This window comes from Streptomyces sp. NPDC006283 (assembly GCF_040613325.1).
Lineage (GTDB): Bacteria > Actinomycetota > Actinomycetes > Streptomycetales > Streptomycetaceae > Streptomyces.
The window spans coordinates 1-20,285 of sequence record NZ_JBEXRZ010000130.1; the positions used below are offsets into that span (position 1 = coordinate 1).

23 protein-coding genes, 1 tRNA gene and 1 pseudogene are annotated in these 20,285 nt (G+C 70.3%); 11 read left to right on the forward strand and 14 right to left on the reverse strand.

All coding sequences use genetic code 11. From position 1 onward, the window contains the following. From ABZ070_RS24035 to ABZ070_RS24070, 8 genes and pseudogenes are all read right to left on the reverse strand, one after another. A pseudogene (locus ABZ070_RS24035) lies at positions 1-95 on the reverse strand (ABC transporter ATP-binding protein); the annotation flags it as partial. A gap of 75 nt (positions 96-170) precedes the next feature. Further along, complete coding sequence (locus ABZ070_RS24040) at positions 171-1,385, reverse strand: acyl-CoA dehydrogenase family protein (RefSeq protein WP_356637135.1); 1,215 nt, start codon at positions 1,383-1,385, stop codon at positions 171-173. Positions 1,386-1,392: 7 nt separating this feature from the next. Next, positions 1,393-2,412, reverse strand: coding sequence for a phosphotransferase family protein (locus tag ABZ070_RS24045; protein ID WP_356637137.1), 1,020 nt, complete (start codon positions 2,410-2,412; stop codon positions 1,393-1,395). Between the two features lie 166 nt (positions 2,413-2,578). Next, complete coding sequence (locus tag ABZ070_RS24050) at positions 2,579-3,493, reverse strand: MBL fold metallo-hydrolase (RefSeq protein WP_356637139.1); 915 nt, start codon at positions 3,491-3,493, stop codon at positions 2,579-2,581. 145 nt (positions 3,494-3,638) lie between these two features. Next, on the reverse strand, positions 3,639-3,935 hold the full coding sequence (locus tag ABZ070_RS24055; protein ID WP_356637141.1) for a hypothetical protein: 297 nt from the start codon (positions 3,933-3,935) through the stop codon (positions 3,639-3,641). Positions 3,936-4,087: 152 nt separating this feature from the next. Further along, entirely contained in the window at positions 4,088-4,384 is a 297-nt protein-coding gene (locus ABZ070_RS24060; RefSeq protein WP_356637143.1) for a DUF202 domain-containing protein, read from the reverse strand. Then, the gene (locus ABZ070_RS24065) at positions 4,381-4,773 is read right to left on the reverse strand and encodes a DUF202 domain-containing protein (RefSeq protein ID WP_356637145.1); all 393 of its coding nucleotides are present in this window, start codon (positions 4,771-4,773) and stop codon (positions 4,381-4,383) included. Before ABZ070_RS24065 ends, ABZ070_RS24060 begins: the two co-directional genes overlap by 4 nt. A 48-nt stretch (positions 4,774-4,821) precedes the next feature. Further along, positions 4,822-5,358 (reverse strand): NUDIX domain-containing protein, encoded by a 537-nt coding sequence (locus ABZ070_RS24070; protein WP_356637147.1) that lies wholly within the window; start codon positions 5,356-5,358, stop codon positions 4,822-4,824. A gap of 85 nt (positions 5,359-5,443) precedes the next feature. Between ABZ070_RS24070 and ABZ070_RS24075 the strand changes: the two genes are divergently transcribed. The 3 genes from ABZ070_RS24075 to ABZ070_RS24085 all read left to right on the forward strand — a co-directional run bounded on the left by ABZ070_RS24075 (position 5,444) and on the right by ABZ070_RS24085 (position 8,578). Continuing rightward, entirely contained in the window at positions 5,444-7,099 is a 1,656-nt protein-coding gene (locus ABZ070_RS24075) for an FAD-binding dehydrogenase (RefSeq protein ID WP_356637149.1), read from the forward strand. Positions 7,100-7,329: 230 nt separating this feature from the next. Beyond that, complete coding sequence (locus ABZ070_RS24080; protein WP_356637180.1) at positions 7,330-7,995, forward strand: molybdopterin-dependent oxidoreductase; 666 nt, start codon at positions 7,330-7,332, stop codon at positions 7,993-7,995. Continuing rightward, the gene (locus ABZ070_RS24085) at positions 7,937-8,578 is read left to right on the forward strand and encodes a cytochrome b/b6 domain-containing protein (protein ID WP_356637151.1); all 642 of its coding nucleotides are present in this window, start codon (positions 7,937-7,939) and stop codon (positions 8,576-8,578) included. The genes ABZ070_RS24080 and ABZ070_RS24085 overlap by 59 nt, the downstream gene beginning before the upstream one ends. A gap of 81 nt (positions 8,579-8,659) precedes the next feature. Here the strand turns inward: ABZ070_RS24085 and ABZ070_RS24090 are convergent, their stop codons facing one another. Both ABZ070_RS24090 and ABZ070_RS24095 read right to left on the reverse strand, forming a co-directional pair. Then, entirely contained in the window at positions 8,660-10,057 is a 1,398-nt protein-coding gene (locus ABZ070_RS24090; RefSeq protein WP_356637153.1) for a gluconate:H+ symporter, read from the reverse strand. Between the two features lie 9 nt (positions 10,058-10,066). Continuing rightward, positions 10,067-10,576: a gluconokinase gene (locus tag ABZ070_RS24095; protein ID WP_356637155.1), complete on the reverse strand. Its 510-nt coding sequence runs from the start codon at positions 10,574-10,576 to the stop codon at positions 10,067-10,069. A gap of 151 nt (positions 10,577-10,727) precedes the next feature. On the opposite strand from ABZ070_RS24095, the gene ABZ070_RS24100 reads away from it, so the two are divergent. The 4 genes from ABZ070_RS24100 (at position 10,728) to ABZ070_RS24115 (ending at position 14,976) form a co-directional block, all read left to right on the forward strand. Next, entirely contained in the window at positions 10,728-11,429 is a 702-nt protein-coding gene (locus ABZ070_RS24100; protein ID WP_356637157.1) for an FCD domain-containing protein, read from the forward strand. A 223-nt stretch (positions 11,430-11,652) separates the two neighbouring features. Then, positions 11,653-13,110, forward strand: a complete 1,458-nt coding sequence (locus tag ABZ070_RS24105; RefSeq protein WP_356637159.1) for an amino acid permease — start codon at positions 11,653-11,655, stop codon at positions 13,108-13,110. A 151-nt stretch (positions 13,111-13,261) separates the two neighbouring features. Beyond that, positions 13,262-14,347 carry an S-(hydroxymethyl)mycothiol dehydrogenase gene (locus tag ABZ070_RS24110; protein WP_356637161.1) on the forward strand — a complete coding sequence of 362 codons (1,086 nt, stop codon included), beginning with the start codon at positions 13,262-13,264 and terminating at the stop codon, positions 14,345-14,347. Next, positions 14,347-14,976 carry an MBL fold metallo-hydrolase gene (locus tag ABZ070_RS24115; protein ID WP_356637163.1) on the forward strand — a complete coding sequence of 210 codons (630 nt, stop codon included), beginning with the start codon at positions 14,347-14,349 and terminating at the stop codon, positions 14,974-14,976. Before ABZ070_RS24110 ends, ABZ070_RS24115 begins: the two co-directional genes overlap by 1 nt. On the opposite strand, the gene ABZ070_RS24120 is transcribed toward ABZ070_RS24115, so the two are convergent. From ABZ070_RS24120 to ABZ070_RS24130, 3 genes are all read right to left on the reverse strand, one after another. Further along, positions 14,949-15,893 carry an RluA family pseudouridine synthase gene (locus ABZ070_RS24120; RefSeq protein WP_356637165.1) on the reverse strand — a complete coding sequence of 315 codons (945 nt, stop codon included), beginning with the start codon at positions 15,891-15,893 and terminating at the stop codon, positions 14,949-14,951. The two genes, ABZ070_RS24115 and ABZ070_RS24120, sit on opposite strands and share 28 nt — an antisense overlap. A 21-nt stretch (positions 15,894-15,914) precedes the next feature. After that, a complete protein-coding gene (locus ABZ070_RS24125; protein ID WP_356637167.1) occupies positions 15,915-16,238 on the reverse strand; it encodes a multidrug efflux SMR transporter in 324 nt (107 codons plus the stop codon). 73 nt (positions 16,239-16,311) lie between these two features. Then, positions 16,312-16,399 (reverse strand) — tRNA-Leu (locus ABZ070_RS24130). A 181-nt stretch (positions 16,400-16,580) separates the two neighbouring features. Between ABZ070_RS24130 and ABZ070_RS24135 the strand changes: the two genes are divergently transcribed. The 3 genes from ABZ070_RS24135 (at position 16,581) to ABZ070_RS24145 (ending at position 19,222) form a co-directional block, all read left to right on the forward strand. Beyond that, positions 16,581-17,906 (forward strand): M20/M25/M40 family metallo-hydrolase, encoded by a 1,326-nt coding sequence (locus ABZ070_RS24135; RefSeq protein WP_356637169.1) that lies wholly within the window; start codon positions 16,581-16,583, stop codon positions 17,904-17,906. 178 nt (positions 17,907-18,084) lie between these two features. After that, positions 18,085-18,318: a chaplin gene (locus ABZ070_RS24140; protein ID WP_356637171.1), complete on the forward strand. Its 234-nt coding sequence runs from the start codon at positions 18,085-18,087 to the stop codon at positions 18,316-18,318. 142 nt (positions 18,319-18,460) lie between these two features. After that, a complete protein-coding gene (locus tag ABZ070_RS24145; RefSeq protein WP_356637174.1) occupies positions 18,461-19,222 on the forward strand; it encodes a chaplin in 762 nt (253 codons plus the stop codon). Positions 19,223-19,325: 103 nt separating this feature from the next. Here ABZ070_RS24145 and ABZ070_RS24150 read toward each other — a convergent pair whose 3' ends face one another. Then, positions 19,326-19,514, reverse strand: a complete 189-nt coding sequence (locus ABZ070_RS24150) for a DUF5703 family protein (protein WP_356637176.1) — start codon at positions 19,512-19,514, stop codon at positions 19,326-19,328. Between the two features lie 47 nt (positions 19,515-19,561). On the opposite strand from ABZ070_RS24150, the gene ABZ070_RS24155 reads away from it, so the two are divergent. After that, positions 19,562-20,221: a hypothetical protein gene (locus ABZ070_RS24155; protein ID WP_356637178.1), complete on the forward strand. Its 660-nt coding sequence runs from the start codon at positions 19,562-19,564 to the stop codon at positions 20,219-20,221. The last annotated feature ends 64 nt before the right edge of the window (positions 20,222-20,285 follow it).

Sequence of the window (20,285 nt, forward strand, 5' to 3'; positions counted from 1 at the left end):
GAGGCGATGTCGTGCGTGACGATGAGGAACGTCGCGTCGATCTGCGCGTTGAGGTCGACGATGAGCTGGTTCAGATAGGCGACGCGTACGGGGTCCGGGGCTTGCCCCGGTAACGGGAAGGGGAGGGGAGGGGAACAGCCCCGCAGGGCCACACCCCCGCCCCGCCCACCTCACACGTACTTCTTCAGCTCCCGCCGCGCCAGCGACCGCTGATGCACCTCGTCCGGCCCGTCCGCCAGCTTCAGCGTCCGCGCCGCCGCCCACAGCTCCGCCAGCGGGAAGTCCTGGCTGACTCCGCCCGCGCCGTGCACCTGCACCGCCTTGTCGAGGATGTCGACGACCGCCCTCGGCGTCGCGATCTTGATCGCCTGGATCTCCGTGTGCGCACCGCGATTGCCGACCGTGTCCATGAGCCACGCCGTCTTCAGCACCAGCAGCCGCAGCTGCTCCACCGTCACCCGCGCGTCCGCGATCCAGTTCTGCACGACGCCCTGCTGGGCGATCGCCTTGCCGAACGCCTCACGGGACACGGCCCGCCGGCACATGAGCTCGATCGCCCGCTCCGCCATGCCGATCAGCCGCATGCAGTGGTGGATGCGGCCCGGACCGAGGCGCGCCTGGGCGATCGCGAAGCCGCCGCCCTCCTCGCCGATCAGGTTCGACGCCGGCACACGTGCGTCGGTGAAGACCACCTCCGCGTGACCGCCGTGGGAGTGGTCCTCGTAGCCGTAGACCTGCATGGCCCGGCGGACCTCGACACCGGGGGTGTCGCGCGGCACCAGGATCATCGACTGCTGGCGGCGGATGTCCTCGCCGTCGGGGTCGGTCTTGCCCATGACGATGAAGATCTTGCAGTCGGGGTTCATCGCCCCGGAGATGTACCACTTGCGGCCGTTGACGACGTAGTCGTCGCCGTCCCGGTCGATCCGGGTCTGGATGTTCGTCGCGTCGGAGGAGGCGACCTCCGGCTCGGTCATCGCGAAGGCAGAGCGGATCTCGCCCGCGAGCAGCGGCTCCAGCCACTGCTTCTTCTGCTCGTCGTTGCCGAACTGTGCGAGCACCTCCATGTTCCCGGTGTCGGGTGCCGCGCAGTTCAGGGCGGTCGGCGCGAGGTGCGGGCTGCGGCCGGTGATCTCGGCGAGCGGCGCGTACTGCAGGTTCGTCAGGCCCGCGCCGTGCTCGGAGTCGGGCAGGAAGAGGTTCCACAGGCCCCGCTTGCGGGCCTCCGCCTTGAGCTCCTCCACGATCGCGGGGGTGTCCCACGGGGAGGCAAGCGCGGCGCGCTGCTCCTCCGCGACCGGTTCCGCCGGGTAGACGTGCTCGTCCATGAACGCGAGAAGTTCGGCCCGGAGCTCTTCCGTACGCGCGTCGAATGCGAAGTCCATGAGTTACTCAGCCTTCCTGGAGGGTGGTGAGGCCGTGCTCGATGAAAAGGGGGACGAGATCGCCGATCCGGTCGAAGCCGGCGCCGACGGTCTGGCCGAGGGTGTAGCGGTAGTGGATGCCCTCGAGGATCACGGCGAGCTTGAACCAGGCGAACGCCGTGTACCAGGAGATGGCGGAGGTGTCGCGGCCGGAGCGCTCCGCGTACCGCTCGATCAGTTCGGCGGGCGACGGGTGGCCCGCCGCGCCCGCGGTGGTGCTGACGGGGGAGTCGGGCAGTTCCAGCCGCTTGCTGTACATCACCAGCAGACCGAGGTCGGTCAGTGGGTCGCCGAGGGTGGACATCTCCCAGTCCAGGACGGCCTTGATCCGGTCGTCGTCGCCGATCAGGACGTTGTCGAGGCGGTAGTCGCCGTGGACGACGGTGGCGGCCGGGGAGTCGGGCAGTTCGCGGCCGAGCGCGGCGTGCAGCTCGTCGATGCCGGCCAGGTCGCGGCCCCGGGAGGCCGCCAGTTGCTTGCCCCAGCGGCGCAGCTGCCGGTCGAGGAAACCCTCCGGCCGGCCGAAGTCGCCGAGACCGACCGCCTCGGGGTCGACGGCGTGCAGGTCGACGAGGGTGTCGACCAGGGAGAGCACGGCGGCGCGGGTGCGCTCGGGGCCGAGCGGGGCGAGCTGTTCGGCGGTGCGGTACGGGGTGCCGTCCACGAACTCCATGACGTAGAACGGTGATCCGATGACCGACTCGTCCTCGCACAGCAGCACCGGCTGCGGCACGGGCACGGCGGTCGGGGCGAGCGCGCTGATCACCCGGTGCTCGCGCTTCATGTCGTGCGCGGTCGCGAGCACATGGCCGAGCGGCGGTCTGCGCACGACCCAGCGGGAGGTGCCGTCGGTGACGGCGTAGGTGAGGTTGGAACGACCGCCCTGGATCAGCCGGGCGCTGAGCGGTCCGTCCACCAGTCCTGGCCGCTCGCGGTCGAGATGGCCGCGCAGCTGGTCGGGATCGAGACCTGGCGGGACTGAGCTCATGATGCGCACCTCCGGGGGGCGGTCCTGGGGAACGCGTTCATGATGACCGACCAGTCGGTATGTCGTCCAGTGGGCCGGTCGAAGCGATGCCTGGATCACATCCGAAGGCGGCCGGCCGGGCCGGCCGGCCGCCGCGGACCATTCACCCGGTGCCCGCCCGGAACGTTCAGGCGTGGCAGGCCACTGGAACCCCGCCGTTCATCGCGGCCATGTCGGCGAACACCGCCGCCGCATCGAGCGGCGAACCCTCCGCCTGCCCGTCCAGCTCCGCGTAGGCCCGGTGCAGGTTTGCGACCAGCCGTTCGCTCTCCCGGAGGGCGGCTAAGACCCCGAGGTCCGCGCCGCGCGCCGTCTGAAGCGGCGTGAGTCCCTTGGCGTGCCCCTCCTCCGCCAGTTCGGCGACGAACCGCAGATAGCGTTCGGTCGCGTCGTACGCCGACGGATCGGTGATCGGCCCGTGACCGGGTACGACGGTCTCGGCACCGAGCGAGCGCAGCATGTCGAGGGCCCGCAGGGAGCCGCTCAAGGAGCCCATCGGCACGAAGGGCGTGCCGCCGTTGAAGATCAGATCGCCGGTGAACACGATCCCCTGGCCCGGCAGGTGGACCACCGTGTCACCGAGGGTGTGGGCGGCCCGGTCGGGGTGGATGAGCCGGACCTCGACGTCCCCGACGTGGACCGTCAGCCGGTCGTTGTACGTCAGCGTCGGCGCGGTGATCCGGATGTCGCCGAAGTCGGTCTGCGGCCAGATCAGATGGAGCTGGTGGCCCGCCGAGAGCAGTTCGCTCCGGCAGGAGTCGTGGCCGATGACGGTCGCTTCCGGGAGGAAGACTCCGTTGCCGTAGGTGTGGTCGCCGTGGTGATGGGTGTTGACGACCGTGCGGGGGAGCGGGGCGCCGGTCGCCAGCAGTGCCTCGCGCAGCGCCCTGGCGCGCCGCTCGGTGGCGGCGGTGTCGACGAGGAGCGTCGACTCCCCGTCGCTGACGAATCCCGCGTTGTTCAGGCACCAGCCGCCGTCGGGCTGGACATAGGCGTGCACGTCGGGCGCGAGTCGGACGGTGTAGGGCTCGGTGGCAGGCAACTGGGCTCCCCCGGGGTCGGGTCGTGGTCGAAGTGGCTCCCAGAGCCTGCCAGTTGGCCTTCGGCGGGGGAAACGGCGGGATCGGGTGTGTCGCCGGTCGACGCGCGCCTGGTGCGACCGGGTTCACCGGTGGCCGGCCGGTGTCTCAGTGGTCGTCCCAGTGCCCCTCGTGCTCGGCGTGCCGGTGCCCGTCGTGGAGGTAGTCGACATGGTCGCCGTGCACCACCGCGGGGTGGCCGCAGCCGGCGCCGTGTTCGTGGACGTGCCCGCTGTGCGACACGTGCTCGCCCGGCTCGCACTCGTCCCAGTGGCCGGAGTGCTCCCTGTGGAGATGTCCGTCGTGCTCGTAGTCGACGTGGTCGCCGTGCGGGATCTCCGTGTGGCCGCAGGTGGGACCGTGTGCGTGCGCGTGGGCGGTGTGCTCGTGGTGGAGGACGGTCATGGCGCTCACCTTTGGTGTGGTTCGTACCGCTCTGTCTGGTTCCAGGCTAGTGGGCACCGGCGGGCCCGCCGCCTTCGCGTCACCCCCCACACCGCGCCCGCGTCGCGAGGAAGCGAGCGCTCGCACCGGGAGACATCCGCGCACGCGCGGCGTCAGACCACGATCGCCACCGCGAAGGCCGCCAGAGCCAGGACGCACACCACGGCCCCGATCGCCGCCCCCGCCGGCATGGCCGTCGGCCGGGCGGCCTCCATCGCGCCGATGCGCCGGTGGGCGACGGCCAGGAAACCCCACCATGCGACGAGGCTCAGTCCCACCGCGAGCACCGCCTCCTGCGCCGCCTGCCTGGCCGCCAGAACCGCCACCACCGTGCAGGACAGGGTGGTGCGGCGCCACGCCAGCCGGGTCCGCTCCGGCTGCAGCCCCGGATCGCGCTCGGGAGTCGTCATACGCCGCCCCGGGCCACGACCACCACCACCATCGCGATCGCCACGACGGCGATCACCACCGCGAGCAGCGCCGGGAACCGGGACGTCGGCAGATCTTCGCCGCGGCGCATCGCCCGCTCGCACCGTACCCAGTGGTTCACGGCCCGCACGGCGCACGCCGCGCCGGCCCCGATCAGCGCGAGCGCCAGCCCGGCGCGCACCCCCCAGCGCAGATCCGGCAGGAACTGATCGACCGCGAAGCCGCCGCCGATGAGCGCGAGCGCGGTACGGAGCCAGGCGAGAAAGGTCCGCTCGTTCGCGAGCGAGAACCGGTAGTCGGGGGTCTCGCCCTCCTCCTCGATCCGCCGGGGCGCGAACCACAGGCGCAGGCTCTGTACGAAGTCGCTCACGCAGCGCACACTACCCGCGGCTCCGCGCGGGCGGCCCGCCCACCGCTCTCACCCCTGACCTCGGCCCGTGCGGTGCACCTTGAGCCGCTCGTAGGCGGCCAGTCCGTCCGGCACCCAGTCCCATTCGCCGAGCCGCGCCTCGAGTTCGGCCTCGGTGAGGAACGCGTGCCAGGCGACTTCCTCCACCTGCGGATCCACCGGCAGCGCGCAGCGGACCTCGTACACGTACGACCACCAGGTCCGGGCGGGATCGCCGCCACCGTCGTAGAGGAACTTGAACAGCGGTACGGGAGTGGGCAGTCCGCGCACCCCCAGCTCCTCCTCCGCCTCGCGCAGCGCCGCCTCGTCGTACCGCTCGCCCGCTCCCACGACCCCGCCGACGAACATGTCGTACCGGGACGGGAAGACCAGCTTCGTCGGGGTGCGGCGGTGCACGAAGATCCGCCCGGCCGCATCCCTGGCCAGGATGAACACGCACCGGTGGCGCAGCCCCCTGGCGTACGCCTCGCCGCGCGGCGCCCGGCCGACGACGCGGTCGTGCTCGTCGACGATGTCGAGAATCTCCTCAGCGCTCATGCCGCTCATCCAAGCACCGCACCGACAGGGATTGACTTGTTACTGAGCCGTACCGAAGATCGGGGGCACCCGGCCCGACGAAGGATGGAAGCCCATGGCGTACGACGCTGATGTGATCGTGATCGGGGCCGGTCTCGCGGGCCTCGTGGCCACCGCCGAACTCGTCGACGCCGGACGGAAGGTCATCCTTCTCGACCAGGAGCCGGAGCAGTCCATCGGCGGGCAGGCGCACTGGTCCTTCGGCGGCCTGTTCCTCGTCGACTCGCCCGAGCAGCGCCGGATGCGGATCAGGGACAGCCATGCGCTCGCACTCCAGGACTGGCTCGGCACGGCGGGCTTCGACCGCGACGAGGACCGCTGGCCGCGCAAGTGGGCAGAGGCTTACGTCGACTTCGCCGCGGGGGAGAAGCGGTCCTGGCTGCACGCCCAGGGGGTGCGGTTCTTCCCCGTCGTGGGCTGGGCCGAGCGCGGCGGTTACGACGCGAACGGCCACGGCAACTCCGTACCCCGCTTCCACATCACCTGGGGCACCGGACCCGGCATCGTCGCCCCCTTCGAGCGGCGGGTACGGGAGGGAGTCGCACGAGGGCTGGTGCAGCTGAAGTTCCGGCACAAGGTCACCGGACTGGGCAGCAGCGCGGGCAGCCCGGACACGGTGAGCGGTGAGATCCTCGAGCCGTCGGACGCCGAGCGCGGCGCAGCGAGCGGCCGGGAGGCCGTCAGCTCCTTCGAGCTGCGGGCACAGGCGGTGATCATCACCTCCGGCGGGATCGGCGGCAACCACGATCTCGTCCGCGCCCAGTGGCCGAAGCGGCTCGGCACCCCTCCCGAGAAGCTGCTCTCCGGCGTCCCCGCCCACGTCGACGGCCTGATGCTCGGCGTCGCGGAGCGCGCCGGCGCGAGCCACATCAACCGGGACCGGATGTGGCACTACACCGAGGGCATCGAGAACTGGAGCCCGATCTGGGCGAAGCACGGCATCCGCATCCTGCCCGGGCCGTCGTCACTCTGGCTGGACGCACGCGGCAAGCGGCTGCCCGTGCCGCTGTTCCCCGGCTTCGACACCCTCGGCACACTCGAGCACATCATGCGGTCGGGCCACGACTACACATGGTTCGTGCTCGACCAGAAGATCATCGGCAAGGAGTTCGCCCTCTCGGGCTCCGAGCAGAACCCGGACCTGACGGGCAAGTCGATCCGGGACGTGTTCGTACGGGCGAGGGCGGATGTGCCGGCGCCGGTCAAGGCGTTCATGGACAACGGCGTGGACTTCGTCGTGGAGAAGGACCTGAGCGCTCTGGTGCGCGGCATGAACGAGCTCACCGGGGACGGGCTGATCGACGAGACGGAGCTGCGCCGCGAGATCACGGCGCGAGACCGGGAGATCACCAACCCGTTCACGAAGGACCTCCAGGTCATGGCCGTACGGGGCGCCCGGAAGTACCTCGGCGACAAGCTGATCCGCACCGCCACGCCGCACCGCATCCTCGACCCGAAGGCCGGCCCGCTCGTCGCCGTCCGGCTCAACATCCTTACCCGCAAGTCGCTGGGCGGTCTGGAGACCGACCTGTCGGCCCGGGTGCTCGGAGGGGACGGCGCCCCGCTGCCGGGCCTGTACGCGGCGGGCGAGGTGTCGGGCTTCGGTGGCGGCGGCGTGCACGGCTACCGATCGCTGGAGGGCACGTTCCTCGGCGGCTGCATCTTCTCGGGCCGCGCGGCGGGGCGGGCGGCGGCGGCCGCGGTGGCGTAACGGGGTTCGCCTGCGGCGGGCCCGCAACTCGCGTGCGACGAAACTCCGACCTCCTCCACCCCCTGGCACTCCGCCCGCGCAAGTGCTCGAATCGAAGCGTGACCACTCACGACCCCGAACCCGAGCCCGAACCGGGACCCGAGCCCGAACCGGGATCCGAGCCCGGCCCTGCTCCCGGCGAGCCGGGCGAAGAGCGCGGCGCCCCCCTCGGCCGACGGCTTGTGCTCGGCATGCTCGGGCTCGGCGCCGTCGGCGTAGCCACCGCGCCGTATGTGCAGCGCGGCATGGAGGCGTTCCTCGGAGCGGCGGCCGACAAGGACCCGACCGGGCTCAGCGGGCTCCTCCCGAACGGAGGCGGTTTCCGCTACTACTCCGTCGCCGCCTCGGTTCCCCGCAAGGATGCCCGGAACTACCGCCTCACCATCGACGGCCTGGTCGAAAACCCCACCACCTACACGCTCGCCGACCTGCGGTCCCTTCCGCAGACCCGGGTCGTACGGGACGTGCAGTGCGTCACCGGGTGGCGCGTGCCGGACACGCCCTTCGAAGGGGTGAAGCTCTCGCATCTCCTGGATGCCGCCGGCGTGCGCCCCGAGGGGCGGGCCATCCGTTTCACTTGTTTCGACGGCACCTACAGCGAGAGCCTGACGCTCTCGCAGGCCCGCCGCGACGACGTCCTCGTCGCACTGCGGATGCAGGACAAGCCGGTCAGCCACGCGCACGGCGGCCCCGTCCGCCTCTATGTGGCGCCGATGTACTTCTACAAGTCGGCGAAGTGGCTGTCCGGGATCACCGTCACCCCGGGCGTCGTCCCCGGCTACTGGGAGGAGCGGGGCTATGACGTCGACGCATGGGTCGGCCGGTCCAACGGCCGCACCGACGCCCCCACGGTCTGAAGTCCCCGCGCGCCGAGCGAGATTCAGCCTGGCCGAGCGCTGGGTGCATCGCACGACAGCCGCTCTGATGCTGCTCTGCATCGCGACGGCCGCGGCCCTCTACGTCCCCCAGCTCGCCGAGCTCGTCGGCCGCCGCCATCTCGTGGTCACCGTCCACGAGTGGTCGGGGCTGCTGCTGCCCGTCCCGTTCCTGCTGGGCCTCTGCTCCCGCGCCTTCCGGGCCGATCTGCGCCGGCTGAACCGCTTCGCTCCGCACGACCGCGAGTGGCTGCGCGCCGTACGCCGCCGGGCTTCCGCCCGGCCGGCGGGCAAGTTCAACGCCGGGCAGAAGATCTACGCGGCCTGGATCGCGGGCGCCGTCCTCGTCATGCTCGGCACCGGGCTGCTGATGTGGTTCACCGACCTCGCGCCGCTGGTGTGGCGGACGAGCGCCACCTTCGTCCACGACTGGCTCGCGCTCGCCATCGGGATCGTCGTCGCAGGACACATAGCGATGGCGCTCGCCGACCCGGAGGCACGCCGCGGCATGCGTACCGGGTCGGTCGAGCGCCAGTGGTCGCGCGACCGCCACCCGAAGTGGTGACGGCGAGCGCGGCGGACCGGTCCGTGCCCGATCCGCCGCGCTCGTGAGCAGTACGACCTGCAACGCCCGTGAGCCGTACGCCTACAACACGAGTGACAGCAGCAGCACGAACACGATGCCGACGACCGAGATGATCGTCTCCATCACCGACCAGGTCTTGATCGTCTGGCCGACGCTCATGCCGAAGTACTCCTTGACCAGCCAGAAGCCGGCGTCGTTGACATGGCTGAAGAACAGGGAGCCGGCGCCGATCGCGAGCACCAGCAGCGCGGCGTGCGATGTCGACATGTCGGCGGCGAGCGGGGCGACTAGACCGGCCGCGGAGATCGTGGCCACGGTCGCGGAGCCGGTCGCGAGCCGGATCGCCACGGCGATCAGCCAGGCGAGCAGCAGCGTCGGGATGGCCCAGTTCTCGGAGAACTCCAGGATCATCTGGCCGACACCGATGTCGATGAGCGTCTGCTTGAAGCCGCCGCCGGCGCCGACGATCAGCAGAACGCCCGCGATCGGAACGAGCGACTTCTCGACGGTCGAGGAGAGCCGGTCCTTGGTGAAGCCGGCGGCGCGGCCCAGGGTGAACAGACCGACGATCACGGCGGCGAGCAGTGCGATCAGCGGCGATCCGATGACGTCGGTGACCCGCTGCACGCCGTGCTCGGGGTTGTCCACGACGATGTCGACGAGCGCCTTGGCCATCATCAGGACGACCGGCAGCAGAACCGTGGCGACGGTGGCGACGAAACTCGGGCGCTTCTCGAGGTCGTCCGAGGCGCGCTGGGGGATCATCTTCTCGGGCGCCGGGATGTCGACCCAGCGGGCGGCGTACTTGGAGAACACCGGACCGGCGATGATCACCGTCGGTATCGCCACGACCAGGCCCAGCGCGAGGGTCACGCCGAGGTTGGCGCCGATGGCGTCGATCGCGACCAGCGGGCCGGGGTGCGGCGGGATGAGGCCGTGCATCACGGACAGGCCGGCGAGGGCCGGGATGCCGATCCGCATCAGCGAGTAGTTGCCGCGCTTGGCCACCATGAGGACCACGGGGATCAGCAGGACGATGCCGACCTCGAAGAAGAGCGGCAGCCCGATGATCGAGGCGATCAGAACCATCGCCCACGGCATCGCACGCCCGCCCGCCTTGGCGAGGATCGTGTCGACGATCTGGTCCGCTCCCCCGGAGTCGGCCAGGAGCTTGCCCAGGATCGCGCCCAGCGCGATCAGCACGCCGACGCCCGCCACGGTGGAGCCGAGGCCGAGCGTGAACGAGGTGATCGTCTTGTCCAGGGGCGCACCGGCGAACGCGCCCAGCGCGAGCGAACCGATGGTCAGCGCCAGGAAGGCGTGCAGCTTGAACTTGGTGATGAGCAGGACGATGACGGCGATGCCCGCGAGGACGGCGATGCCGAGCTGGGCGTTGCCCGCCGAGGTGATCGGTTCGGCGGCATCCGCTGCCAGCATCTCGACGCTGAGACTGGTCACGGTGATTCCTTAGCTTGCGAGCCGGCGCAGCGCGGCGACGGCGCGTTCGGTGATTTCTTCGGGGGTGCCGGACACATCGACGGCGACGCCCGCCTCGTCCTCCGCCAGCGGCTGGAGTGTCGCGAACTGCGAGTCCAGCAGCGCCGTGGGCATGAAGTGGCCCTTGCGCTCCCTCATCCGCTGCTCGATGAGTTCGCGGGAGCCGGTGAGGTGCAGGAACACGGCCTCGGGCGCTGCCGCCCTGAGCCGGTCGCGGTACTCACGCTTGAGCGCCGAGCTGGAGACCACTCCGCCCAGCCCCGCCCTGCCGTGCGCCCATTCGCCGATGGCGTCCAGCCAGGGCCGGCGGTCGGCGTCGTCCAGCGGGGTGCCGGCCGACATCTTGGCGATGTTGGCCGGGGGATGGAAGTCGTCGCCCTCGGCGTACGGGACGCCCAGGGCGGCGGCGAGCAGGGGGCCGATCGTGGTCTTGCCGGTCCCTGCCACGCCCATCACCACGACGACGTGGGGGGTGCTCATTGCGTGCCTCGCTGTCTTCGTCGACATTCGACATCGGTCCGTCGCGCTACTGAAACCTATTAGGTACGACTTATTCAAGAGCCTGAGACGTAAACGTCATACTTTTTGTTCCGCTCCCGTCGTCGTGATCCACGCGCCGTAGGCTTTGCGCATGACCACAGAAGGCCGAGGGCTTCACACCCATGTGCTCGACACCCTCGGTCTCGCGATCACCGCGGGCGAGTACTCCGAGGGGAGCGTGCTGCGTACCGACGAGGTCGCGCAGCGCTTCGACGTCTCCCGCACCGTCGTGCGCGAAGTGGTCCGGGTCCTCGAGTCCATGCATCTGGTGGAGTCGCGGCGCCGTGTCGGTGTCACCGTGCGCCCCACCGAGGAGTGGAACGTCTACGACCCCCGCGTCATCCGCTGGCGGCTCGCCGGCGCCGACCGCCCGCGCCAGCTGCGTTCCCTGACCGTGCTGCGCTCCGCGATCGAACCGGTCGCGGCCGGCCTCGCCGCCGTCCATGCGACCCCCGAACAGTGCGCCGCCCTGACCGAGGAGGCCCTCGGCATGGTCGCCACCTCACGGGGCCATCAGCTCGAGGGATACCTGAAGCACGACGTCGCCTTCCACCGGGTCGTGCTCAACGCCTCCGGCAACGAGATGTTCGCCAGGCTCGGCGACGTGGTCGCCGAGGTCCTCGCCGGCCGCACCCACCACCATGTGATGTTCGACGACCCGGACCCGGCGGCCGTGACGCTGCACGTCCAGGTCGCCGAGGCCGTTCGCGAAGGCGATGCGGAAAGGGCCGAGCGGCTCACCCGCGAGATCGCCGTCGGAGCCCTCCAGGAGCTGGACGTTCTCGCGCCCTGAAACTCGTGACGCCCTTGGTTCATCTTGTCGAAACCTCTGAAATACCTCAGATGTATATCTGAGTGAGGTTCGCCACTGCCAAAATCCCAGGGAGCCCCGACTATGAGGCCTTGGGCCCTTTCATGCCCGGAAGCCAGGTCAGGGCGCCCCCTTCCTTCACCCCCGGGAAGACGCCGGCGCAGGCCGGGTACCGCACACCCCCTCACGAAGGCGAACGACCTCAATGAGTGACCGCACCATGGCTGCGGCCGACACGCCTGTCGCCAGCGCGACGGGTTCCCCCCACGTAGACGCCGGTGACGCCGGGTACCGCAAGGACCTCAAGTCGCGGCACATCAACATGATCGCCATCGGCGGCGCCATCGGTACGGGGCTCTTCCTCGGCGCCGGTGGCCGTATGGCCAACGCAGGCCCGTCGCTCTTCATCGCCTACGCGGTCTGCGGCGTCTTCGCCTTCTTCGTCGTGCGCGCGCTCGGCGAACTCGTCCTCTACCGCCCCTCCTCCGGCGCGTTCGTCTCCTACGCCCGCGAGTTCATGGGTGAGAAGGGCGCCTACACGGCCGGCTGGCTGTACTTCCTCAACTGGTCGACGACCGCCATCGCCGACATCACCGCGGCCGCGACCTACGCCCACTTCTGGGCGATGTTCAGCGACGTCCCGCAGTGGGTGCTGGCTCTGATCGCGCTCGCCGTGGTCCTCACCGCCAATCTCATCTCAGTGAAGTACTTCGGCGAGATGGAGTTCTGGTTCGCGATCATCAAGGTCGCCGCGCTGGTCGTCTTCATGCTCATCGGCATCTTCCTGATCGTGACCTCGCACGACATCGGCGGTCACACCCCGGGCCTCGCCACCATCGGCGACAACGGCGGCATCTTCCCCAGCGGTGTCATGCCGATGCTGCTGCTGATCCAGGGCGTCGTCTTCGCCTACGCCTCCGTCGAGCTGTGTGGCGTCGCCGCCGGTGAGACCGAGAACCCCGAGAAGATCATGCCGAAGGCGATCAACTCGATCATGTGGCGTGTCGGACTCTTCTACGTCGGCTCGGTCGTGCTGCTGGCGCTGCTGCTCCCGTACACCGCCTACTCCGGCGACGAGAGCCCCTTCGTCACCGTCTTCGACAAGCTCGGCATCCCGGGCGCGGCCGGCGTGATGAACCTCGTGGTGCTGACCGCCGCCCTGTCCAGCCTGAACTCGGGCCTCTACTCGACGGGCCGCATCCTGCGCTCCATGTCGAAGTCCGGCTCCGCGCCCAAGTTCACCGGTGTGATGAACAAGGGCGGCGTCCCCTACGGCGGCATCCTGCTCACCGCCGCCTTCGGTGTCCTCGGCGTCCTGCTCAACTACGTCATGCCCGGCGAGGCCTTCGAACTCGTGCTGAACTTCGCCTCCATCGGCATCATCGGTACCTGGTCGATGATCATGATCTGTTCGCTGCTGTTCTGGCACCGGTCCAAGGACGGCCGGGTGACCCGCCCGGCCTACCAGCTGCCCTGGGCTCCGTACACGCAGATCGTGACGCTGTTCTTCCTCGCCTCCGTCGTCGTCCTGATGTGGATGGACGAAGGCATCTCCCGCACCACCGTCAACTGCCTGCCGCTGATCGCCGCCGCGCTCGTCGGCGGCTGGTTCCTGGTCCGCAAGCGGGTCGCCGCCACTGCTGCCGCGAACAAGCAGCTCTGACCGCACCGACGAGGCCCCCGCGGGACGTCCCGCGGGGGCCTCGTCGTGCCCGGCGCGCGCACGCCCGTCCCGCCGATCAGGGCCTCCACGGCCCCGGCACGGGCCATAGTGGGTGGCGACGTCAACTGCGCGAGGAAGGGCAGGTTCTGCGATGCCGCAGCAGGTGCAAGGTGTGATCGCACCCGGGAAGAACGAGCCGGTACGGGTCGAGACGATCACCGTCCCCGACCCGGGCCCGGGCGAGGCCGTGGTGGAGGTGCGGGCCTGCGGGGTCTGCCACACCGATCTGCACTACAAGCAGGGCGGGATCAACGACGAATTCCCGTTCCTGCTCGGCCACGAGGCGGCCGGCGTCGTCGAGTCGGTCGGCGACGGCGTCACCGACGTCCGGCCCGGGGACTTCGTGATCCTCAACTGGCGTGCCGTGTGCGGCCGCTGCCGTGCCTGCGAGCGCGGACGGCCCTGGTACTGCTTCGACACCCACAACGCCCGGCAGAAGATGACACTCGCGGACGGCACCGAGCTGTCGGCGGCACTGGGCATCGGCGCCTTCGCGGAGAAGACCCTGGTCGCCGCCGGCCAGTGCACCAAGGTCGACCCCGAGGTCTCCCCGGCCGTCGCAGGCCTGCTGGGCTGCGGCGTCATGGCCGGCATCGGCGCCGCCATCAACACCGGCCAGGTCGGCCGCGGCGACAGTGTGGCCGTCATCGGCTGCGGCGGCGTCGGCGACGCGGCCGTCGTCGGCGCACGGCTCGCCGGAGCGGCCAGGATCATCGCCGTCGACATCGACGACCGCAAGCTCGCCACCGCGAAGAAGATGGGCGCCACCCACACCGTCAACTCGCGCAGCACCGACCCCGTCGAGGCCGTCCGCGAGCTGACGGGCGGCTTCGGGGCGGACGTCGTGATCGAAGCCGTCGGCCGCCCGGAGACGTACGAGCAGGCCTTCTACGCGAGGGACCTCGCAGGAACCGTCGTCCTCGTCGGCGTCCCCACCCCCGACATGAAGCTCGAACTGCCCCTGCTGGACGTCTTCGGCCGCGGCGGCGCCCTCAAGTCGTCCTGGTACGGCGACTGTCTGCCCTCGCGCGACTTCCCGATGCTCATCGACCTGCACCAGCAGGGCCGGATCGACCTCGGCGCCTTCGTCACCGAGAGCATCGGGCTCGGCGACGTGGAGAAGGCCTTCGCCCGCATGCACGAGGGCGACGTGCTGCGATCGGTGGTGGTCCTCTGATGACCGCCCGCATCGACCACCTGGTCACCTCCGGCACCTTCTCGCTCGACGGCGGCACCTGGGACGTCGACAACAACGTCTGGATCCTCGGCGACGACACGGAGGCGATCGTCATCGACGCCGCCCACGACGCGGACGCGATCCTCGCCGTGCTCGGCGGCCGTACCCTGCGCGCCGTCGTCTGCACCCACGCGCACAACGACCACATCGACGCCGCCCCGGCGCTCGCCGCGGCCACCGGCGCGCCCGTCCTGCTGCACCCCGACGACCTGCCCCTGTGGAAGCAGACCCACCCCGACCGCGCCCCCGACGGCGAGCTCGCCGACGGAGCGGTGATCACCGTCGCGGGCACCGATCTGACCGTCCTGCACACCCCCGGGCACGCCCCCGGCGCGGTCTGCCTCCACGCCCCCGGCCTCACCAGCGTTTTCACCGGAGACACGCTCTTCCAGGGCGGCCCCGGCGCGACGGGCCGGTCGTTCTCCCACTTCCCGACGATCATCGACTCGATCCGCGACCGGCTGCTCACGCTGCCGCCCGAGACCGTTGTCCGAACCGGCCACGGCGACACGACCACCATCGGGGCCGAGGCGCCCCACCTTCAGGAATGGGTCGACCGGGGCCACTGAGCGAGACTTCGCCGGCTCTCGAACCGGCGGTGCTCCTTCGTGACCGGGTCGGTGAACTCCAGCACCCGCGCCAGCAACTGCAGCGGATGCGAGAAGTCCTCCGGCCCCTCGGGCAACACGACGGGAAACAGCGGGTCGTTCAGGATCGGCAGCCCCAGGCCGTTCATGTGGACCCGCAGCTGATGGGTACGGCCGGTGGCCGGCAGCAGCCGGTACCGGCCGAGCCCGTCGCGTTCGGCGAGCAGCTCCACACTGGTCTCGCTGTTCGGCTCTCCCGGCTCCTCCCTGGCCGCGAGCACACCCCGCTCCTTGACGATCCGGCTGCGCACGATGCGCGGCAGGGCCACCGCAGGGTCGTGCGGCGCGATCGCCTCGTACTCCTTGCGCACCTGCCGGTCACGGAACATCGTCTGGTACGCGCCTCGGTCGCCGGGCCGTACGACGAAGAGCACCAGTCCCGCCGTGAGCCGGTCCAGCCGGTGCGCGGGCTGGAGCGCGGGCAGATCCAGATCGCGGCGCAGCCGGGCCAGCGCCGTCTCCTTCACATGGCTGCCGCGCGGCACGGTCGCCAGGAAATGCGGCTTGTCGGCGATCACGACGTGCTCGTCACGGTGCACGATCCCGATGTCGAACGGCACCCGTTCCTCGACGGCGAAGTCCCGGTGGAACCAGAGATACCGGCCGGCCGTGTACGGCTCGTCCCCGGCCACCGGGCCGCTCTCGCCGACGAAGCGCCCGTCCCGCAGCATCTCCTCGACCCGCCCGCCGCCGACCGCACCCGCGTACCGCGCCCGCAGATGGTCCCGCACCGTGGGCCATGCGCCGTCCGGGTCCTCCGGCAGCCGTAGCCGCACCGGGTCGATACCGTCGCGCTGGGGGAGCGGGGCGGGCGGCGCCGCCCTGTTTCTGCGTCTCACCGACGAGACTGTATGCGGCTGTCAGTGCTTCATGCCGCCGAGATACATCACGGCCACCCCGATGATCACCAGCGCGATACCGATCAGCGTCGCGGGCTTCACCGGCTCGTCGAAGAGCAGCACTCCGCCCACGAACGCCCCCACCGTGCCCACCCCGGACCAGATCGCGTAGACGGGCCCCACGTTCAGCGTCTTGAGGGCCTGCGCCAGCATGACGAACGCCGCCGCGTAACCGACCACGACCAGCACGCTCGGTCCGAGACGGCTCAGCCCGTACGACGCCCGGAGCGCCAGCGTGCCGATCACTTCGGAGACGATGGCGCCCGCCACCAGAACGAATCCCATGGGCTCCACCTTCGGGTCGGGGAGGATCGTCGGCAAACACAAAGATCCCCACGGAACGCCGTGGGGATCTTGCTGGTGTCCGAGGGGGGACTTGAACCCCCACGCCCGATAAAGGGCACTAGCACCTCAAGCTAGCGCGTCTGCCATTCCGCCACCCGGACAAGGTGTCTGTCTCGCGGCCCTGGGCCGTTCCGACGTGGAAAACCATAGCAAACATTCGACCCCCCTCGATCACCCCCTCGGCACGTCCCCGCCGCTGCGGCCGGGGGCCGCCCTTGGGCCGAGAGGCACGATGGCGAGAGGATGGGCCGACCACCAGCAGCGACAGCGGGAGGAATCAGCGTGAGCGAGTCGAACACGGCCCGGGCGGTAACGGGCGAGGACGAGGTCGTCGATCTCTGCCGTGAGCTGATCAGGATCGACACCAGCAACTACGGCGACCACTCCGGCCCCGGAGAGCGCGCCGCGGCCGAGTACGTCGCTTCGAAGCTCGCGGAGGTCGGCCTCGAGCCGCAGATCCTCGAGTCGCACAAGGGCCGCGCCTCCACCGTCGCCCGTATCGAGGGCGAGGACCCGTCCAAGCCCGCGCTGCTCATCCACGGCCATCTCGACGTGGTGCCCGCGAACGCGGACGACTGGACGCACCACCCGTTCTCCGGTGAGGTCGCGGACGACTGCGTCTGGGGCCGGGGCGCGGTGGACATGAAGGACATGGACGCCATGACCCTCGCAGTCGTGCGGGACCGGCTGCGCAGTGGCCGGAAGCCCCCGCGCGACATCGTCCTCGCCTTCCTCGCCGACGAGGAGGCGGGCGGCACCTACGGAGCCCGGTATCTCGTCGACAAGCACCCGGGGCTGTTCGAGGGAGTCACGGAGGCCGTCGGAGAGGTCGGCGGCTTCTCCTTCACCGTCAACGAGAACCTGCGGCTCTATCTCGTGGAGACGGCGCAGAAGGGCATGCACTGGATGCGGCTGACCGTGGAAGGCACCGCGGGCCACGGGTCGATGACCAACAATGACAACGCCATCACCGAGCTGTGCGAGGCCGTCGGTCGGCTCGGCCGCCACACCTGGCCGGTGAGGGTCACCAAGACCGTCCGGTCCTTCCTCGACGAGCTCTCCGACGCGCTCGGTACACCGCTCGACCCGGAGGACATGGACGCGACCCTCGCCAAGCTCGGCGGCATCGCCAAGATGGTCGGCGCGACCCTGCGCAACTCCGCGGCCCCCACCATGCTCGGCGCCGGCTACAAGGTGAACGTCATCCCGGGACAGGCGACCGCCCATGTCGACGGACGCTTTCTGCCGGGCTACGAGGAGGAGTTCCTCGCCGACCTCGACCGGCTGCTCGGTCCCCGCGTCAAGCGCGAGGACGTGCACGGCGACAAGGCGCTGGAGACCAGCTTCGACGGGGCGCTCGTCGACGCGATGCAGGTCGCGCTCAAGGCCGAGGACCCGATCGCGCGGGCCGTGCCGTACATGCTCTCCGGCGGCACCGACGCCAAGTCCTTCGACGACCTCGGTATCCGCTGCTTCGGCTTCGCGCCGCTCAAACTGCCGCCGGAGCTGGACTTCGCCGGCATGTTCCACGGCGTCGACGAGCGAGTACCGGTGGACGGCCTCAAGTTCGGCGTGCGGGTCCTCGACCGTTTCATCGACCAGTGCTGAATCGGTCCGCGGGTTCGCGGCGCGCCGGGCTGCTCGGATGACGCTCCGATAATCGTCTGCGCGTGCGGAGGTGACTTGAAAGAGTGAATGGGGGTGACGGCTCGTAGCCCTGCTGCTCCCTCCTCGTTACAGGTGATGCGGTCCGCGGCTGGGATCGCATTTGCCAACAGGAGGAATAATGATCAAGAAGGTCGTCGCGACTGCGGCCGCCACCAGTGGTCTGCTGCTCGCCGGTGCGGGTATGGCCATGGCCGACTCCGGTGCCCACGGTGCCGCCGTGCACTCTCCCGGCGTCCTGTCGGGCAACCTGGTTCAGGTGCCGGTCCACGTGCCCGTGAACCTGTGCGGCAACACGGTCGACATCATCGGCCTGCTGAACCCCGCCTTCGGCAACGAGTGCGCCAACGTCTGATGTTGTGAGCCGGTCCCGCGGGACAGGGCTTGAATCCGGGCGGCTCCGGAGTGCGCGCCATGCACTCCGGAGCCGCCCGCTTCTTCGACCCCTCGGCATGTGGCCAGGGGCATTCGTGAAGCTGGAAGGCAGGCAACAAGACATGCGACAGGTCACGCGCAAAGGCCTGATCACCGTGGCGGCCGCGGGCGGGGTACTCGCCCTCGGCGGCGGTTACGCGCAGGCGGACGCCGGAGCGGGCGGGGAAGCATCGCACTCGCCCGGCGTGCTGTCCGGAAACTCGGTCCAGGCGCCCGTGCACGTTCCGGTGAACGTCTGCGGCAACACCGTGGACATCATCGGGCTGCTCAACCCGGCGTTCGGCAACAAGTGCGCCAACGTGTCCGGTTCGGACCACCACGGCAGCCGCGGTTCCGGAGCCGAGGGCGAGGCGAGCAACTCGCCCGGCGTCGGCTCGGGCAACCAGGTCCAGGCGCCGGTCCACGTACCGGTCAACGCCTGCGGCAACAGCGTCAACGTCGGCGGTCTGCTCAACCCGGCGTTCGGCAACGAGTGCGCGAACGGTTGGGACGGGGGACCGGAGGAGCCCGGCAATCCGGAGGAGCCCGGTAACCCGGAGGAGCCCGGCAATCCGGAGGAGCCCGGCAATCCGGAGGAGCCCGGTAACCCGGAGGAGCCCGGTAACCCGGAGGAGCCCGGTAACCCGGAGGAGCCCGGCAATCCGGAGGAGCCCGGCACCCCGGACGAGCCGAACACCCCCGGCCCGCAGACCGTCACGCCCGGTGGCGGCGGGGACGAGCTCGCGGAGACCGGCATCGGCACGCTCGACGTGCTGGCCCCGGCGGGCGTCGGCCTGCTGCTGGCCGGAGCGGTGCTGTACCGGCGGGCCCGCGCGGCTGCGTAGGCATGCTGTGCCGGGGCCCTGGTCGGGGCCCCGGCACAGCCGTTTCCAAGGAGCGGGTCCCCTCTGTCGCGGGGCCCGCTTCTTCATTCACCCGTGACCCCGGTCACCAGGTGGCGCGCATCTGGCGGATGATCCGCCGGCGCAGCCGCACCCTGCGGCTGCCGTCCCGGTGCAGGGTCAGTCGGTCCAGCTCCCAGTGTCCGTACTCGGCATGGTCGGTCAGCAGACGGGTCGCCTCCTTGCGGGAGACCCCGCGCGGCACGTAAACGTCGACAAATTCGTATTCCGGCATCGCATCTATTGTGCGGGCAGCGCCCCTGTACGGATAGCGTCTGCACTATGTCTGATGCTGCGCAGCCCACCGCTGCCGAGGTACGTGCCGCCGCCGAGGCGGTCAAAGCCGCACTGGACCGTCACCTCGAGGCGGTCGAGAACCGCACGGGCGACGACGACCCGGCCGTCTACGACGCGTTCAACGCACTCGCCGCGGCGGCCGAGGCGTACGACGAGCGGCTCTACGACCGGTACGACGAGGTCACACCCTTCGAGATTCCTGGCGCTGACGACTCGCTGCCACCGTATGCGGGCCCGGAGGAGCCGAACGCGCTGAGTGTGCTGATCCGCCGGGACTACGCGGTGGTGGAGCCGCAGCGGCTGCTCGCGCAGGCGCAGCGCATCGCCGACATCGAGCAGGACGAGGACGAGCGCGCCGAGAACGTCCCGGTCGTCGGCACGAGCGTGCACTCGGCCCTGGGGGTGCTCTTCGGGGAGTACGAACCCGACGAGATCGCTTCGCGGCACAAGGAGTTCGGCCTCGAGGAGGGCGACTCCACGCTGTGGGTGTCCGCGGCCGACGAACTTCCCGAGCCGGGGGAGTGGCTGAGCGTCCCCTTCGACCAGGCGGACCCGGAGCGGGTCGTGTGCCGCTTCGACGTCAGCTCGGTCTTCGACGAGGACGAGCTGCGCGAGGAACGGATGGATCTCGAAGAGGATTCCTGACCCGGCGGTACGGCCCCGGTGCGCATGATCCGGCCCCGGCCCGGAACGACCTTCGGCGGTCGTT